The sequence below is a fragment of the Gluconobacter oxydans DSM 3504 genome, from assembly GCF_000583855.1.
In the GTDB taxonomy this organism is placed as follows: Bacteria; Pseudomonadota; Alphaproteobacteria; order Acetobacterales; family Acetobacteraceae; genus Gluconobacter; species Gluconobacter oxydans.
In genome coordinates this window covers 2,232,588-2,249,721 of record NZ_CP004373.1, presented here as the reverse complement: position 1 = coordinate 2,249,721, position 17,134 = coordinate 2,232,588, and the positions used below count along the sequence as shown (strand labels likewise).

Genomic DNA, 17,134 nt, shown 5'->3' with positions numbered 1-17,134 from the left:
CCCCTTTTTCATAACCTCAAACCCTCAGAGCGAAGACAGCGCCGGCGGCACCTTCGCCTTCGCCAGAGCCTCCTGCTGACGCTGCGCCAGCACATTCACGTCGAAGCCCTCGATCAGCTCCTCGAACATCCGGTGCCAGTTCAGCCGCGCCTCCAGACGCAGGAAGGCACTCCCCAGCCCGATCGCCGAACGGTCCATCAGCACGAACTCACGCGGCAGCTTCACACCGCCCGTCCGCTTCAGCCCGTCATAGACCTTCTCCAGAACCTGCCGCGCCTCAGCCGGATCATTGCTCTCCTGCATGGAACACACCCGGTCCGTCATCAGCGGCCGATAGAAGAACCGTGCCCATTCATTCAGAATGCTCGCCGTCTCGCGCGAAATCCCCTGGAAGCCCCACTTGCTATACGCATGGAACGCCAGTTCCTCATTGTTCTCCCGCAGCGCCGTGAACAGGTCGATAACCCCTTCCACAAAACGCGGCGAAAAGATCCGAACAGCCCCGAAATCCAGCAGATTCAGGCCATAATCGTCCCGCACGGTGAAATTGCCCATATGCGGGTCACCGTGAATGACACCATAGCGATAAACCGGCGTGTACCAGGCCTTGAACAGCGCCGTCGCCATCGCGTTCCGGTCTTCCTGCGGCAGGTTCTCGCCCAGAACGGTCCGCATGCTGCGCCCGCTCACCCAGTCCATCGTCAGCAGCCGCCCCGTGGACAACGCCTCAACCGGAGCCGGCACCGTCACTTCGGGCGTATTCGCAAGCATGTCCCGATACAGCCGCAGATGGCTCGCCTCACGCCGGTAATCCAGCTCTTCGCGCAGACGGTCGGCCAGTTCGGTATAAACCTCGTCCTGACGGATCGCGGTTTCGAACTGCCGGTAAATGCCCAGCGCCGCCCGGAACTGCCGCAGATCCGAATCCACGGCCGCCTGCATATCCGGATACTGCAACTTGCACGCCACTTCGCGTCCGTCCGCCAGCCGCGCCCGATGCACCTGCCCGAGCGACGCCGCCGCCACGGCCTCATGGCTGAAGGAGCGGAAATGCTTTTCCCATCCAGCGCCAAGCTCGGCCTGCATGCGACGGCGCACGAAGCTCCAGCCCATCGGCGGCGCATTGGACTGCAGATGCGCAAGCTCTTCCGCATATTCGTCAGGCAGAGCGCCGGGAATGGTCGAAAGGAGCTGGGCCGCCTTCATCAGCGGCCCCTTGAGGTTTCCCAACGCCGACTTCAGGCCCTCTGCATGAACGCCCTTGTCCGTCTTGAAGCCCAGACGGCTGCCCGCCATCCGCGCCGCAATGCCGCCGACCGCGCCGGAGGTCCGCGCCATGCGACGCAGCTCCCCCATGAGGCCGGTGTTGTCGAGATCCCTCGCCATGATGCTCCTCAGTCCTCCTGCTCGAGCTGATCAATCAGTCCCGAGATCACATCCAGTCCTTTACGCCAGAAACCCGGATCTGTCGCATCAAGTCCGAACGGCGCGAGCAGCTCCTTGTGACGCAGCGTCCCGCCCGCTTCGAGCATGGTCCGGTATTTCGCAGCAAAACCCTCTGGTTTTTCCTGATAAACGCCATAAAGCGCATTCACCAGACAATCCCCGAAAGCATACGCATAAACATAGAACGGGGAATGCACGAAATGCGGGATATAAGACCAGTAGAGGTCATAATCCGGTGTGAAATGGAACGCAGGCCCCAGACTCCGGACCTGAACCTCACGCCAGATTTCCCCCAGACGCTCCGGCGAAAGCTCACCCTTCGCCCGCTCGTCATGGACCTTCACTTCAAACTGATAGAACGCGATCTGCCGGACAACCGTGTTCAGCATGTCCTCGACTTTCGCCGCCAGCATGTGACGACGGCGCTTCGGATCATGCTCCGCATCCAGCAGGGACTGGAACGTCAGCATCTCGCCAAACACCGATGCCGTCTCCGCCAGCGTCAGCGGCGTATCGGCATTCAGATAGCCCTGCTTCTGCCCGGCCAGCGTCTGATGCACGCCATGCCCCAGCTCATGCGCCAGCGTCATCACATCCCGCGGCTGCCCGCGATAGTTCATCAGGATGTAGGGGTGCACCGACGGCACGCAGGAATGGGAGAACGCCCCCGAAGACTTGCCCGCCACCGGTGCCGCATCAATCCAGGGATGCGTCAGGAACCGGTTCACGATCTCGCCCAGGCCCGGATCAAACCCGGCATAGGCCGTGCGCACGATTTCCTTGCCCTGCTCCCAGTCGATCTTGCGCGCCTCAACACCCGGAAGCGGCGCATTGCGGTCCCAGTGCTCCAGCTTCTCAAGCCCGAGCCACTTTGCCTTGAGCGCATAATACCGGTGCGCCAGCCGCGGATAGGCCTCGTCCACAGCGCCCACCAGCGCATCGACAACCTCGTCCTCGACCATATTCGCCAGATTGCGCGCACTGGTGGGACGCGGATAACCCCGCAGCTTGTCCCCGATCGCCTTGTCCTTGGCGAGCGTGTTGGTAATCATCGTCAGCAGACGCGAGTTCTCACCCAGCACCGCGCTGATCTGCTGCGCCGCAGCCTCGCGCTTTGCGCGGTCCGTATTCGTCAGCAGATTGAACGCATCCCCGAGCGGCTTCTCCTCACCGTCAATCGTGACACTCAGCGTCGCCATCGTCTCGTCAAACAGCCGGTTCCAGGCATTCCGCCCCGTCACCGACTTGTCCATCAGCACCTGCTCGACCTCGTCGGAGAGCTGATACGGCCGGTACATCCGCAGATCCCGCAGATACGGATCCCATTTGCGCATCTCCTGCGCCTCGCAGATCCGCGCCAGCACTTCGTCCGGAATGCGGTTCAGCTCCAGCGTGAAGAACATCAGATCAGAGGCCACCTCCGTCATCCGCTCCTGCACACCCTGCGCAAACCGCCCCCAGACCGGATCGGTCGTATGCGCCGCAAAGCCAAGGCTGGAGAAAGACCCGATCTTCCCGAGCCCTTCTTCGATCGCCTCATACTCCGCAAACGCCTTCGCAAGCTCCGCGCCGCTCAGCGTCTCCAGACGCCCCTTGTACGTTTCGCAGAAACTCCGCGCCGCCCCGGCCCAGCGGTCAAAATCCGACACCAGAACCGGATCTTCCGGCGAGGCATAGAGGTCAGAGAGATCCCAGCGGGGAGGCATCTGCTCCCCGGAGGACGAATGCGGCGTGCCGTCAGCGGCAGAAAAGAGCATGGTCATATCCTGACCTTAAAGCCACAATCCCCCCCGTCAAACGGGATGTTGATGACAAAACCGTAGTGTAAAACCGCCGCAAAGCCCGCAACCCCGGATCTTCCGCCACTTCATGCAAATATACCCCCCCCAGGCATACGAGACACTGACATCGTTTGAAAACCTGAAGGCGCGAATCGCAGGCCCCGATCTGGTGCGCACGGTCGCCATCCTCGATGTCCTGATCTGCCATGACGGAATCCTGTTCTCCTCCTGGTGGCACCACAGCCTCCCCTTCCATCTGGCGGTGCTCGGCTTCTACGGCGTGATGCTGTTCTTCGTCCTCAGCGGCTTCCTGATCGGCACGATCATGCTGGACCTGCTGGAACGCGGAACCTCCCTGAAAGGCTGGGGCATCTTCCTGCTCCGCCGCTGGCTGCGCACCCTTCCGGCCTATTATTTCTGGCTGTTCGCGCTGCTCATCCCGCTCGCTTATTTCGGCCCCTACGGCGTGCCATGGGACGAAGCCCGGCACGCCCTGCCCTGGTTCCTGACCCTGACGCAGAATCTCGGCTGGCCCATGGTCTCGAACTGGTACGGCGTCACATGGTCGCTCTGCGTGGAGGAATGGTTCTACATCGCCTTCCCCGCCCTGCTGCTCACGCTCCTGGCCTGCCGGATCAAACCCGCCACAGCCTTCGGAACCACGCTCGCGGCCTTCTTCATCGTTCCGTTCTGCTGGCGCCTGTCACTCCCCACGGACGTCAACTGGGACGAAGTCACCAGCAAGATCGTCCCCTGCCGCTTCGACGCGATTGCATGGGGCATCGCCGCCGCCTGGCTCTACCGGCACAGACCCGCCATCACCCGCTACAGCACACTGCTCGCCGCCGCAGGCACCGCGATCGTGCTCACCGTCTGGTGGCGCAACACCGGAGATGGTGCCCTTTGGCCTCCGCGCTTCGGCGCCATGGTCTCATTTGATGTCACGGGACTGGGCTATGCCCTGTGCATGCCCGCCATGATGCGCCTGCGAACCCTGCCGCCCCTGATCGGCCCGGCAGTCCGCAGCATCAGTACGCACAGCTACGCGCTCTACCTGTGCCACCTGCCCCTCATCATGACCGCAGGCGACCTTCAGTCCCGCTACGGCCTCGGCCGCAGACACGCCCTGATCCTCACGATCCTTACCACAATCGGCGGAGCCATCCTCTCATGGCGCCTCGTAGAACGCCCCTGCCTGAAACTCCGCCCCGGTCAGTTTCTTCCATAACCAGCGCAGAGCAATAACCATATCGGAAAAATCCTGAATTCAGACTTTCATTGAACCAAGACCAACAACAGGATTACCATCCTGCATTTTTACTGTATTCCTGAATATAATTATAAATCTTATCTTTTGTAATTCCGAAATCACATGTTTCATAGTCGATGTGCTTTTTGTAGGTAGAATAAATGCCAAGAGCCATTTCTCCATGAAGAATACAATTATGTATAATTTGATAATCATGGTCAGAAAATATATTTTTATACTCTTTTTTATCCCACCTTATAAAGGAAGATACCTTCTTTGCCATTGATAATATTTCATTAGACTGAAATATTCCCAATGCTGCCATTTCAATGCTATCAAAAAATTCAAAAACCGTTGCGATGAGATAGCTCCTCAGCGAAGCCATCTCATCATAAGTCAACGTCAGATCACCGACAGTATCGACCATCTTCCTTACGCCCGTCAGGCCGAAAGCTGGGACAGGTCTTCCTGAACGTAGCCAATGATCCGCGCATAATCGCGCGGCACAACATGCCAGAACCGCTCCAGCGTCCGCTCCCAGCAATGCAGCAGATCCGCGGCATAGGTGCTGCCCGTCTCCGCAACATGCCGCTCCACAAGTGCCCGAAGCTCCTGATCCCAGCGGCTGCCGGCCTGAACGCGGTTCCAGATCACCGTATCCGGGTTGATCTGCGCCTCGAACAGCCCCTTCACGTCCAGCACATAAGCCATGCCCCCCGTGAAGCCGGCGCCGAAATTGTCGCCCGTCTCCCCAAGGATCACGACCGTCCCGCCGGTCATGTATTCGCAGCCATTCGAGCCACAGCCCTCGACCACGGCCGTCGCACCCGAGTTACGCACCGCAAAGCGCTCACCCGCCTGCCCGGCCGCAAACAGCGTCCCCGCCGTCGCCCCGTACAGAACCGTATTGCCAATGATCGCGCTCTGCTCGGATGCCCACTGCGCCGCCGGTGACTTGCGGACAACGATCGTCGCCCCCGAAAGCCCCTTGCCGACATAGTCGTTGGCATCGCCCTCGACCTCGATCTTGAGCCCCTGCACACCAAACGCGCCCAGCGACTGCCCGGCCGAACCGCGCAGCGACAGCGTGAGCTGCCCCTCCGGAAGCTCCTTCATGCCGAACTTGCGCGTAATCAGCCCCGAAACCCGCGTACCGATCGCACGATGCGTGTTCTGCACCGTGTAATGCAGATGCAGCTTCTCCCGACGCTCGAACAGCGCCGTCGCATCCGGGATGATCTGCCCGTCCAGCGTCTCGGGAACCTCGTTGCGCCCCTCACGGGTGCAGAACCGCGCATGACCACCCGGATCGGCCTGAACCAGAAGCGAATTCAGATCCAGATCATCCAGATAATCCGCACCACGCGACACCTGCCGCAGCATATCCGTCCGCCCGATCACCTCTTCCAGCGACCGCACACCCAGATCCGCCAGAATATGCCGGATATCTTCCGCAATCAGCGTGAACAGGTTGATGACCTTCTCAGGCGATCCCCCGAACTTCTCCCGCAGCTTCTCATCCTGCACACACACGCCCACCGGGCAGGTGTTGGAGTGGCACTGACGCACCATGATGCAGCCCATCGCCACGAGTGCTGCCGTACCGATACCGAACTCTTCCGCACCAAGCATCGCCGCCATGACAACGTCACGACCCGTCTTGATGCCACCATCGGTCCGCAGCACCAGACGATGCCGCAGCCGGTTCAGCATCAGCACCTGATGCGCCTCCGACAGCCCCATCTCCCAGGGCAGACCCGCATAGTGGATCGAAGACTGCGGGCTCGCACCCGTCCCGCCCGAATGACCGGAAATCAGGATCGCATCCGCCTTGGCCTTCGCCACACCGGCCGCAATCGTGCCAATGCCCGTCCGCGCCACCAGCTTGACCGTGACGGTCGCCGTCGGATTGATCTGCTTGAGATCGTAAATGAGCTGCGCCAGATCCTCGATCGAATAGATGTCATGATGCGGCGGCGGCGAAATCAGTGTCACCCCCGGCGTCGCATGACGCAGACGCCCGATCAGCTCCGTCACCTTGAAGCCCGGAAGCTGCCCGCCTTCACCGGGCTTCGCACCCTGGGCCATCTTGATCTCGATCTCGCGGCAGTCATTCAGATACTGCGCGGTCACACCAAAACGCCCGGATGCCACCTGCTTGATCGCCGAAGACGCATTGTCCCCGTTCGGACGCGGCTTGGACCGCTCGGCATCCTCGCCACCCTCACCGGAATCGGACTTCGCCCCGATCCGGTTCATGGCAATCGCCAGCGTCTCATGCGCCTCCGGGCTCAGCGCGCCCAGCGAAATCCCCGGCGCCACCAGACGACGGCGGATCTGCGTGATGCTCTCCACCTCATCCACCGGAACCGGCGCATGGGTCGGCTTGAAATCCAGCAGATCACGCAGCGCCACCGGCGGCATCTGGCGCACCGCATCCGCATAACGCCGGTACAGCGTAAAGCTGTTCGCCGTCACCGCACTCTGAAGCATGTGCACGAGCTGCCCGGAGAACGCATGCGTCTCACCCTGACGGCGCAGCTTGTACCGCCCGCCAACAGGCAGCGCCTCGACCTTCCGGTTCCACGCCGCCGCATGCGCGCCAAGGATGTTGCGCGCAATACCCGGCAGACCAATCCCCGAAATCCGCGACGGCATGCCCGGGAAGAACTCTGCCACCAGCGCCCGGGACAACCCGATCGCCTCGAAATTATACCCGCCACGATAGGCCGAAATGATCGAAATGCCCGACTTGGACATGATCTTGAGCAGACCCTTGTCCACGGCCTTGCGATACCGCTCCATCGCCTCACGCAGCGACATCTTACCGAACAGCCCGCGGCGCAGCCGGTCCGCTACGCAATACTGCGCCAGAGCCGGATTCACCGTCGTCGCGCCAACACCAATCGTCACCGCAATCGCATGAACATCGATCGCCCCCGACGTCCGCACGTTCAGGGACGTGAACGTCCGCAGCGAATTGCGCACCAGATGAATATGCACGGCCGCGGTCGCGAGGATCATCGGAATCGCAACCCGCGTCGCATCCGTATTGTCATCCGTCAGGAACAGATGCGTGCACCCGCCACGGACATGATCCTCAGCCTGCGCCCGGATGGACGCAATCGCCGCCCGCAGACCTTCCTCGCCCTCTTCGGCCGGGAAAGTGCAGTCGATCACACCCGCATTCTCACCGCAGACCTTCAGCAGTTCGTCAAACTCACCAATCGTGAGAACCGGGCTCGGCAACTGCAACAGATCGCACTGCTCCGGCGCCTGATCGAGGATATTTCCCAGATTGCCCAGCCGCGTGACCAGACTCATCACCCGCGTCTCACGCAAAGAGTCGATCGGCGGATTCGTAACCTGACTGAACCCCTGACGGAAATAATGCGCCAGCCCGCGATAGATCGTGGACAGCACCTGAAGCGGCGTATCATCGCCCATCGAGCCCAGAGCCTCAGCCGCATTCTCCACCATCGGGTGCAGAATGGTCTCCAGCTCCTCATGCGTCAGACTGACCGCCACCTGATGCCGCCGCAGCACATCCGGATCCAGCGCCTCAGGCTCGACCACATCCCGCACAATCGGCTCGATATCGCGGATCCGCTTCACCCAGCCCCGGAAATCCTGACGTGACGCCAGCATCTCCAGCAGTTCCTCGGACTGGTAAAGCCGCCCTTCCTTCAGATCCAGCGCCAGCGTCTGCCCCGGACCAAGCCGCCCGCGGCTTTTGACCCGCGCATCCGGCACCCGAACCATCCCGGTCTCGGACCCCACGATAAGCAGACCATCCTGCGTGATGCTGTACCGCAGCGGACGCAGACCCGCACGGTCCAGCCCCGCCACAACCCAGCGTCCATCCGTCGCACACAGCGCCGCCGGACCATCCCAGGGCTCGATCACCGCATTGCAGTACCGGAACAGCGCCCGCGCCGCATCCGACATCGCCGAGTTCGCACCGCCAGAGGCCGGCACCAGCATCGTCTTTGCCATCGGCGCATCCCGCCCGGCAAAGGTCAGCAGCTCGAACACATTATCCAGCGCCGCCGTATCCGAACCCGCAGCCTGCACGACCGGCTTGAGATCCGCCATGTACGGATCCAGCTCCGGATGCGCGAGCCGCGTTTCATGCGAGCGCATCCAGTTCGTGTTGCCCGAAATCGTGTTGATCTCGCCGTTATGCGCCACCTTACGGAACGGCTGGGCCAGCTTCCAGGTCGGGAACGTATTGGTCGAATACCGCTGATGATAGATCGCAAACCGCGACACAAACCGCTCATCCAGCAGATCCGGATAAAAGTCCGTCAGGTTCTCCGCGAGGAACATGCCCTTGTAGATCACCGAGCGGCAGGACATCGAACACACATACAGATCAACCTGCTGCGCCGTCGCCTGCTTCTCGATCCGCCGACGCAACACATACAGGTCACGCTCGAACTCGTCCTCGGACCGGCCAAGCCGGTTGCGGATCATGATCTGCTCGATCTCCGGCCGCGTCTGGTTGGCCTTCTCGCCAATGCACGCCGTATCAATCGGCACCTGACGCCAGCCATAGATCCCGTAACCGAAGTTCAGGATCTCCGTCTCGATGATCTGACGGCCCCGTTCCTGCGACCCCAGATCGGTCTTGGGCAGGAACACCATGCCGACAGCAATGCGCCCGTCGATCGTATCGTCGCTGGAGCCGTTATGGATCGCCTCGGCAAAGAAATCCTGCGGGATTTCCACATGAATGCCCGCACCATCGCCGGTCTTGCCATCCGCATCGACCGCACCGCGATGCCAGATATTGCCCAGCGCCTCGATGCCCGCCTGAACTACACTACGCGACGGCTTGCCATCCAGCGAGGCAACCAGACCCACACCACAGGAATCGCGCTCCTGCGACGGGTCATACAGCCCCTTCAGACGCTCGACGTTCTCGGCATACTCGCGGATGAAATCGTTATTCTGTGTCATTCCGCGGCCTCCAGAGCACCGGTCATTGTTTCAGTCAGATGATGATGGATCGCGTCGGCCGCATCCCGGCCATCCTTGATCGCCCAGACGACCAGGCTCGCCCCGCGCACGATATCGCCCCCGGCAAACACACCCGGCAGGCTCGTCGCAAAGCCCCCCGGCGGCACCGTCAGCGTGCCCCAGCGCGTCACGGCCAGCTCAGGCTCATTGAACTGCCCCGGCAGGTCCTCGGGATCGAACCCGAGAGCCTTGATGACCAGATCGCCCTCGATCACGTCATGCTGCCCCGTGCCCTCGATGGACCGGCGCCCCGACGCATCCGGAGCCCCCAGACGCATCCTCAGCACCCGCACACCCGACACGCTGCCGTCACCAAGGAATGCCTCCGGCGAGCCCAGCCATTCGAAATGCGCGCCTTCTTCCTCGGCATTGTAAACTTCCTGCCGCGATCCCGGCATGTTCGCCCGGTCCCGACGGTAAACACAGGTCACACGCTCGGCCCCCTGACGGATCGACGTGCGCACGCAGTCCATGGCCGTGTCACCACCGCCAATCACCACGACCCGACGCCCCTTCGCATGAAGTGCCGCATCCTCGCCCGGATCTTCGTCATAGCCCCGACGGTTCGACGCCGTCAGGAAGTCGATCGCATCGACAACACCCTCAAGCCCGGCCCCCGGCACCTTCACATCGCGCGAGCGATACACACCCGTCGCGAGGAACACCGCATCATGCCGCGCCCGCAGATCCTCAAGCGACGTCTCGCCCTCGCCCGAACCAACAGGCGTGGAGAGATGGAACACGATCCCCTGCTCTTCCAGCAGCGCATGACGCCGCGCCACCACATGCTTTTCCAGCTTGAAGCTCGGAATCCCGTAAGTCAGCAGCCCGCCCACACGGTCCTGACGCTCATAGACATGAACCTCATAACCCTGAGCCCGCAGCCGCTCCGCACAGGCCAGACCCGCCGGCCCGGATCCCACGATCCCGACACTCCGCCCCAGATCACGATCGGGAAGCGCAGGCTTCACCCAGCCCTGCTCGAACGCATTTTCGGTAATGAACCGCTCGACAGCGCCGATCGTGACGCTCTCAAAGCCCTTGTTGATAACGCAGTTGCCTTCGCACAGCCGGTCCTGCGGACAGATCCGCCCGCAGATCTCCGGAAACGTATTCGTCGCGGACGACATCTCATACGCTTCCTCCAGCCGGTCCTCAGCCGTCAGCTTCAGCCAGTCGGGAATGTTGTTCCCCAGCGTACAATGCACGGAGCAGAACGGAATCCCGCACTGCGAGCAACGCGACGCCTGCTCTTCCGCACGGCTGCGCGCGAACCCACGGTAAATCTCCCCGAAATCCTGACGGCGTTCAGCCGCATCGCGCTTCTCGGGAAGCACCTGGGGGTGGGTGACGAACTGCAACATGCGTTCGGCCATGCGTCGTGTCTCCTGCAAAACATGCCCGCCCGACCACAAACCCCGGACGCACATCAGACCTGTCCGAAAGCAGCTATTCCGTCACTTTATCCAATAACAGTCAGTGACACTGACCTTTCAGGAAGATTATCCCATCTCAGCCTCAGGAACGGGATTTTTCATCCAATTTATTAGGTCCGATCCGGATCATTCACCCTCAATACCCGCGTCAATCAGGGACACATTGGCCCTGTGCTGCAACCGCTACACCCCACCCGTTCACGCATACGAGCGTCCCAACCGAACATCCCGGCAATACATTTTCTATTGCCACTGAGGCCACGGCTGCTGATTGTAGATCTGCAACTCCAAATCCGACATATGCATTCTGTTTTTAATATTCCTGGTCATTATCTGTCTTTTTTTGATGTAATCGCTCACCTGCCGATCCGTCATGGCATATCTAGAGCCAGTGACCTTATCCCATTTACTCAGACACGAGATCGAATCGTCTGGCAAAACCTTGTACTTCACACAGAGATTATCGCCAGCCAGATAATATTTATTGCCAATCATAACCGGAACCGGCTTCTGCGCGCATCCTGAAGTCAGTAGCGAACAACACAGAATGGCTAAAGAAATTTTCCGCACCAGCTTTGCTCCACCAAGTCCAGGACTGAACTCCTGCCTGCAACAGGCCGCAACAAGACGTTACGTTGCCGTTCAGTCCGTCGCAAGTTTTCCCGGCGGACACCCCCAATCAAAGCGGAAAATCTTCGCCCCATCCCTCGCAGGACAAGTCAGGACAACAGCCCGTTATTTACGGAACCGCCGCCAGCTCTCACAAATACTGCCCTTCAGATAATCCGGCACCACACTCCGCATCGCCGTCGGCGTAATCCCGAGCGACTGGAGATCATCCGCGCCCGGCTGCACCACATTATCCAGCCCCATCATCACAACCTGATCCCGCGTCAGCAGATGCCCCGGCAACGGCTCCAGAATTTCCGCCTCGAGCTTCGCCACATAGTCCGGCACCGGCAACAGGACGCGACGCCGCCCCGAAGCCTCAAGCACGAACGCCATCAGCTCTTTCATGGTCAGCACATCCGGCCCACCCGCCTCGACCGTCATGCCCGCACGCTCCGGCGTCACCAGCGCCATCGCCGCCCGCGCCACATCCCCGACATAAACCGGCTGGAACCGCGTCCCCGCCGCAAACACCGGGAGCACCGGCGAGAGCTTGGCAATCAGCGCGAACATGTTGAAGAAACTGTCCTCAGGCCCAAAAATCACCGAAGGCCGCAACAGCGCCGCTTCCGCAAACACCTCCCGCACCACCCGCTCGGCCAGCCCCTTGCTCCGCCCGTAATTTCCCGGCGACCGTATCGAAGCCCCGATGGCCGACATGTGCAGATACTGCTCCACCCCCTCGCGCCGGGCCACCAGCGCCGCCAGCCGCGCCCCTTCCACATTGACCCGATGCATCGCCTTCACATCCGGCGACATGATCGACACGAGATTGATTCCCGCATCAGCCCCGCTGAACAGACGCTCCAGCGAGTCCGCGTCATTCACGGACGCTTTGATGAATTCCACACGCCCGTCACCCGGAAAGCGGGCCAGCGCCTGATCGCCCTCAGGATTGCGACTGCCGACGCGCACCACATGCCCCGACGCCACCAGCCGGCCCACCAGTTCGCGGCCAACAAAGCCCCCGCCGCCGAGAACCGCCACAACGCGCCCCACGGACCGCGCGCCCCTGTCCGGCCCGCTCCCCTCATAAATCCCGTCATCCATGCCGCCACCGGTGCCCTCTACGGAAAAATTTGTACGCATTTTTGCTTTTCTTTCAGTTTGGCTGTTGACGCCCCACACGTGCAGGGGTAAACGCCTCTTCACCGAGCCGGGATGCCTCAGGAAACTGAAAAAACCCGGTGCTTTCTGAGCCCAGATGGCGGAATTGGTAGACGCGCAGGTTTCAGGTACCTGTGTCCGAAAGGACGTGGAAGTTCGAGTCTTCTTCTGGGCACCACAGACGATCAGGCGACATATCGCCTCGATCCTCTGGTGATCAAAAAAACTTGGTGACAATAGAATGAGCCAGCAGAACGCCATCCATCTTTATGACGGCGATCTGCCAGACGATTTCGATCTCGGCCCCCTTGTTGCCATCGATACCGAGACCATGGGTCTCAATCCCCATCGTGACCGCCTCTGCCTCGTCCAGCTCTCAGCCGGCGACGGTGAAGCCCATCTCGTTCAGATCAAACCGGTCTCCATGGGCGGCCGCGGCTATGACTGCCCGAATCTCAAGGCTCTTCTGACAGACGATTCCGTCACCAAGCTGATGCATTTCGCACGCTTTGACGTCGCAGTCCTGCAGAACGCCTTCAACATCACAATCCCGTCGGTCATCTGCACCAAGATCGCCGCCCGGCTGGTCTACACCTTCACCGACCGCCACGGCCTGGCCTATCTGTGCCGCGACCTTCTGGGTGTCGAAATCTCCAAACACCAGCAGAGTTCGGACTGGGGCGCACAGACCCTCACCCCCGACCAGCTCCGCTATGCCGCTTCGGACGTGCTGTATCTTCACGCATTGTGGGATAAGCTCGAAGCCATGCTGATCCGTGAAAACCGCCGTGACCTCGCGCAGGCCTGCTACGATTTCCTTCCGGCCCGCTGCCGGCTGGACCTCATGGGCTACGAAGAGCCCGACATTTTCTCGCACCGCGCCTGATTTCCGGCCTGGCCTGAACATGCACCGTCCGTCGCCCCGCCCCTTCCGTACTGCGCTCGATTCGGCGCTCCAGACCGTCTCCATCGAGCGCGAAGGTCTTCAGGCCCTCGAACACGCCCTCTCCGGCCCGCTCGGGGAAGCCTTCTGCGAGGCCGTGAACCGCATCGCCGAAAGCGAAGGCCGCCTGATCGTCACCGGCATCGGCAAATCCGGCCATATCGCCCGCAAGATCCAGGCTACCCTCGCCTCCACCGGCACGCCCTCCCTTTTCCTGCACCCCGCAGAAGCCGCCCATGGCGATCTCGGCATGGTGGCCCCGGGCGACCTGATCCTGGCCTTCTCCAATTCCGGCGAAACCACCGAACTCGCCGCGATTCTGGCCTATGCCGCCCGGCAGAACCACTGCGTGATCGCCATCACCTCGGTCGGCACCTCCGCCCTGGCCCGCGCTTCCGAGATCCCGCTGGTCCTCCCCAGCAGCACCGAGGCCTGCCCGATGGGCCTGGCACCCACAACCAGCACCCTGCTGCAACTCGCCCTGGGCGACGCCCTCGCCCTCGCGCTGCTCGAAAAACGCGGCTTCACGGCCCGCGATTTCGGCGCCTTCCACCCCGGCGGCCTCCTCGGCGCCCGCCTGCGCCCCATCAGCGACCTGATGCACACGGGGGACGCCCTGCCTCTCGGACAGGGCAGCCTCCCGCTGCGCTCCGTCATTCTCGAGATGACACGCAAGTCATTCGGGTGCATGGGTGTGACTGATGACAATGGTGTACTTCAGGGCCTCATCACGGACGCCGATCTGCGCCGCGCCCTCTCCGGTGACCTCGACACGACCACGGCGAAGGACGTCATGAACGCCGCCCCCGTCACCGCCACCCCCACCACACTGGCGCAGGACGTGCTGCAGCTCATGAACCAGCGCGAGCGCCCCATCACGAGCCTCTTCATCGTTGATGAAGACCGCCGTCCCACGGGCATCGTCCACGTCCACGACCTCCTGCGAAGCGGCCTGTCATGAACGGCCCCAACCCGGACGCTCCCGGCCCCAACGCTCCGGGTTCCGAGAACGGCGAGCCCCGCGTCCGCCGCGAGGATTTCGATCCCGACCGCGCCGAGAGCCTCGCCCGCCTCGACAGCCTGCGCCGCGCAGCCTTCCAGCGCATCCGCCAGGCCCCCGACGCCGAACAGCTCGCCCGCCGTCGCTCCCTTCTGGGATTCGCCAAATGGGCGCTGCCGGGCCTGGCCCTCGTCCTGCTCAGCTCCATCGCCGCCTGGCCCGAGATTTCCCATCTCATGAACCAGAACCGCGCCGCCCTGAAGGAAATGGCCCGCCTGCGCGTGGAAAGCGGCAACATGGAACAGGCCACCTATCGCGGCCTCGACGCCCATAACCACCCCTACATGATCACCGCCCGCACCACCCACCAGCAGGGCCCCGATCGCGTGGACCTGGTCGATCCCGTCGCCGACATCCAGCTCTCCGGCAATTCCTGGGCCCATATCCGCTCCGACCGCGGCGTCTACATGCAGCACGAACAGACGCTCGATCTCGACGACCACGTCGTGCTCTACCGTGACGACGGCCTCCTCATGAACGGCCCCTCCGCCGATCTGGACCTCAAGGCCGACGTGATCGCATCCCGCGACTGGGTCCACGCGGAAGGCCCCTTCGGCCGGCAGGACGCCCAAGGCTATTTTCTGGACCAGCATGCAGGTATCATGCAGTTTACAGGACCGGGACTGACGGTCCGCAACGATGACAACGGCCCTCCGAGTGCGGCGGCCCGCCTGCACCTGCAAGGACTGAAGACCGAAAAATGACCCCCCGCCCCGCAGCCCTCCTCCCCCTCCTCATCGCCCTGCCGCTCGCACTTCCCCCCGCCCCGGCGCATGCGGACGGACTGGACATGTCCCACGGCGAAGCCGTCCAGCTCTTCTGGAAAAAAGAAGAGATCTACGACCGCAATGCCCAGACTGTGACGCTGACGGGCGGCGCGCGGGCCGTGCGTGGAGATGTGACGGTCGATGCGGATACGCTGATCGGATATCTGCGCAAGAAAACGCCGCCTCCGGGGCAGCCTGCTCCCCCGCCGCCCCCGGCCAACGCCAAGGATAACAGCGGCGACCCGATGGGAGGCTCCCTTGAGCTGTACCGGATCGAGGCCCGCGGCAACGTCCATATCTACAACCAGACCGATCAGGGCTGGGGCGATCATGCCCTGTACGACATGGACCAGGCGGTCATGGTCATGACCGGCAAACATCTGAAGCTGACGACCCCGCAGGACGTCCTGACGGCGCGTGACGTGATGGAATATCACTCGAAAACGCGCATGTCGGTTGGCCGTGGTGACGCCACTGTCACCACCAATGACGGCAAGCAGGTCAAGGCGGACGTGCTGGTTTCCTTCAGCAAACCCAGCGACGCCCCGGCGCCCGGCACACCGCAGTCGGCCAAGCCGGCACAGGCCGCCGATTCCTCCAATCCGATGGGCGGCGGCGCCTCGAAACTCGACCGCGCCTATGGCTGGGGCCATGTCGTCCTGCGCACCCAGACACAGACCGGTACCGGCGACCGCGGTGTCTATGTTTTCGATACCCAGATCGCGCGCCTGATCGGACATGTCCATGTCACGCAGGGCCAGAACCAGAACAACGGCTCGCAGGCCATCGTGAACATGAAGACCGGCATTGCAACCATGCTGCCGGGCACGGACTCGCCCATCCAGGGGCTCGTCGTGCCGAACGAGGCCAACAGCAGCCAGGCACCCAAGTGACAGACAGCTACATTCCCTCTTCGCCGCCTCCAACGGGTCTCGTCGCAAGCGGCATCGGCAAGTCCTACAAGAAGCGCGCCGTCGTCAAGAACGTCTCGCTTCAGGTCCAGCGCGGCGAAGCCGTGGGCCTGCTCGGTCCGAACGGTGCGGGCAAGACGACCAGCTTCTATATGATTGTCGGCCTGGTTCAGCCCGACACCGGCACCATTACGCTGGACGGCGCCGACATCACGCAGCTGCCGATGTATCGCCGCGCCCGCCTCGGCGTCGGCTACCTGCCGCAGGAAGCCAGCATTTTCCGCGGCCTGAACGTCGAGCAGAATATCATGGCGGCCCTCGAAGTCGTCGAGCCCGATCCGGAAAAGCGCGACCTGATGCTCAACGGCCTGCTGGCCGAGTTCGGCATCACCCATCTGCGCCGCTCGCCTTCGCTCGCGCTGTCCGGCGGTGAGCGTCGTCGTCTCGAAATCGCCCGCGCACTCGCCAGCCAGCCGAACTACATCCTGCTCGACGAACCACTGGCCGGTATTGATCCGATCGCCGTCGGTGAAATCCGCGATCTCGTCTCACATCTGAAGGATCGTGGCATCGGCGTGCTGATTACGGACCATAACGTCCGCGAAACGCTCGAAGTCATTGACCGCGCCTATATCATGCATGGCGGTCAGGTCCTGATGGAAGGTACCCCCGAAGCCATCGTCGCGAACGAAGACGTCCGTCGGGTCTATCTCGGAGAGAATTTCTCGCTGTAACATGCCGGG

The 17,134-nt window shown here is 62.1% G+C and carries 12 protein-coding genes and 1 tRNA gene; 7 read left to right on the top strand and 6 right to left on the bottom strand.

What is annotated here, in order from left to right; all coding sequences use genetic code 11:
- Positions 1-24 precede the first annotated feature (24 nt).
- Together GLS_RS09960 and GLS_RS09955 are read right to left on the bottom strand one after the other, a co-directional pair.
- On the bottom strand, positions 25-1,386 hold the full coding sequence (locus GLS_RS09960) for an ABC1 kinase family protein (RefSeq protein ID WP_041112105.1): 1,362 nt from the start codon (positions 1,384-1,386) through the stop codon (positions 25-27).
- A gap of 8 nt (positions 1,387-1,394) precedes the next feature.
- Positions 1,395-3,203: a M3 family oligoendopeptidase gene (locus tag GLS_RS09955; protein ID WP_052327551.1), complete on the bottom strand. Its 1,809-nt coding sequence runs from the start codon at positions 3,201-3,203 to the stop codon at positions 1,395-1,397.
- 112 nt (positions 3,204-3,315) lie between these two features.
- Here GLS_RS09955 and GLS_RS09950 point away from each other — a divergent pair, with 112 nt between their 5' ends.
- Positions 3,316-4,455, top strand: a complete 1,140-nt coding sequence (locus GLS_RS09950; protein ID WP_041112103.1) for an acyltransferase family protein — start codon at positions 3,316-3,318, stop codon at positions 4,453-4,455.
- Positions 4,456-4,528: 73 nt separating this feature from the next.
- On the opposite strand, the gene GLS_RS09945 is transcribed toward GLS_RS09950, so the two are convergent.
- The 4 genes from GLS_RS09945 to GLS_RS09925 form a co-directional block, all read right to left on the bottom strand.
- Complete coding sequence (locus GLS_RS09945; protein ID WP_041112102.1) at positions 4,529-4,903, bottom strand: hypothetical protein; 375 nt, start codon at positions 4,901-4,903, stop codon at positions 4,529-4,531.
- A 14-nt stretch (positions 4,904-4,917) separates the two neighbouring features.
- Positions 4,918-9,438, bottom strand: coding sequence for a glutamate synthase large subunit (gene gltB, locus GLS_RS09940; RefSeq protein ID WP_041112101.1), 4,521 nt, complete (start codon positions 9,436-9,438; stop codon positions 4,918-4,920).
- Positions 9,435-10,874 (bottom strand): NAD(P)-dependent oxidoreductase, encoded by a 1,440-nt coding sequence (locus tag GLS_RS09935; protein WP_041112100.1) that lies wholly within the window; start codon positions 10,872-10,874, stop codon positions 9,435-9,437. The genes gltB and GLS_RS09935 overlap by 4 nt, the downstream gene beginning before the upstream one ends.
- A 795-nt stretch (positions 10,875-11,669) precedes the next feature.
- Positions 11,670-12,692 (bottom strand): complex I NDUFA9 subunit family protein, encoded by a 1,023-nt coding sequence (locus GLS_RS09925; RefSeq protein ID WP_226986564.1) that lies wholly within the window; start codon positions 12,690-12,692, stop codon positions 11,670-11,672.
- A 109-nt stretch (positions 12,693-12,801) separates the two neighbouring features.
- Here GLS_RS09925 and GLS_RS09920 point away from each other — a divergent pair.
- The 6 genes from GLS_RS09920 (at position 12,802) to lptB (ending at position 17,125) form a co-directional block, all read left to right on the top strand.
- Positions 12,802-12,888 (top strand) — tRNA-Leu (locus GLS_RS09920).
- 63 nt (positions 12,889-12,951) lie between these two features.
- Entirely contained in the window at positions 12,952-13,596 is a 645-nt protein-coding gene (locus GLS_RS09915) for a ribonuclease D (protein ID WP_011253367.1), read from the top strand.
- 19 nt (positions 13,597-13,615) lie between these two features.
- Positions 13,616-14,614 (top strand): KpsF/GutQ family sugar-phosphate isomerase, encoded by a 999-nt coding sequence (locus GLS_RS09910; protein WP_041112098.1) that lies wholly within the window; start codon positions 13,616-13,618, stop codon positions 14,612-14,614.
- On the top strand, positions 14,611-15,417 hold the full coding sequence (lptC, locus tag GLS_RS09905; RefSeq protein ID WP_041112097.1) for an LPS export ABC transporter periplasmic protein LptC: 807 nt from the start codon (positions 14,611-14,613) through the stop codon (positions 15,415-15,417). Before GLS_RS09910 ends, lptC begins: the two co-directional genes overlap by 4 nt.
- Complete coding sequence (locus GLS_RS09900) at positions 15,414-16,373, top strand: LptA/OstA family protein (RefSeq protein ID WP_041112096.1); 960 nt, start codon at positions 15,414-15,416, stop codon at positions 16,371-16,373. The genes lptC and GLS_RS09900 overlap by 4 nt, the downstream gene beginning before the upstream one ends.
- A complete protein-coding gene (gene lptB, locus GLS_RS09895; protein ID WP_011253363.1) occupies positions 16,370-17,125 on the top strand; it encodes an LPS export ABC transporter ATP-binding protein in 756 nt (251 codons plus the stop codon). Before GLS_RS09900 ends, lptB begins: the two co-directional genes overlap by 4 nt.
- The last annotated feature ends 9 nt before the right edge of the window (positions 17,126-17,134 follow it).

Bases quoted from the DNA above. Each gene is read 5' to 3' on its own strand.
- GLS_RS09910 (WP_041112098.1), top strand. From the start codon at position 13,616: ATGCACCGTCCGTCGCCCCGCCCCTTCCGTACTGCGCTCGATTCGGCG.
- GLS_RS09945 (WP_041112102.1), bottom strand. From the start codon at position 4,903: ATGGTCGATACTGTCGGTGATCTGACGTTGACTTATGATGAGATGGCT.
- gltB (WP_041112101.1), bottom strand. From the start codon at position 9,438: ATGACACAGAATAACGATTTCATCCGCGAGTATGCCGAGAACGTCGAG.
- lptC (WP_041112097.1), top strand. From the start codon at position 14,611: ATGAACGGCCCCAACCCGGACGCTCCCGGCCCCAACGCTCCGGGTTCC.
- GLS_RS09925 (WP_226986564.1), bottom strand. From the start codon at position 12,692: ATGCGTACAAATTTTTCCGTAGAGGGCACCGGTGGCGGCATGGATGAC.
- GLS_RS09900 (WP_041112096.1), top strand. From the start codon at position 15,414: ATGACCCCCCGCCCCGCAGCCCTCCTCCCCCTCCTCATCGCCCTGCCG.
- GLS_RS09915 (WP_011253367.1), top strand. From the start codon at position 12,952: ATGAGCCAGCAGAACGCCATCCATCTTTATGACGGCGATCTGCCAGAC.
- GLS_RS09960 (WP_041112105.1), bottom strand. From the start codon at position 1,386: ATGGCGAGGGATCTCGACAACACCGGCCTCATGGGGGAGCTGCGTCGC.
- GLS_RS09955 (WP_052327551.1), bottom strand. From the start codon at position 3,203: ATGCTCTTTTCTGCCGCTGACGGCACGCCGCATTCGTCCTCCGGGGAG.
- GLS_RS09950 (WP_041112103.1), top strand. From the start codon at position 3,316: ATGCAAATATACCCCCCCCAGGCATACGAGACACTGACATCGTTTGAA.
- GLS_RS09935 (WP_041112100.1), bottom strand. From the start codon at position 10,874: ATGGCCGAACGCATGTTGCAGTTCGTCACCCACCCCCAGGTGCTTCCC.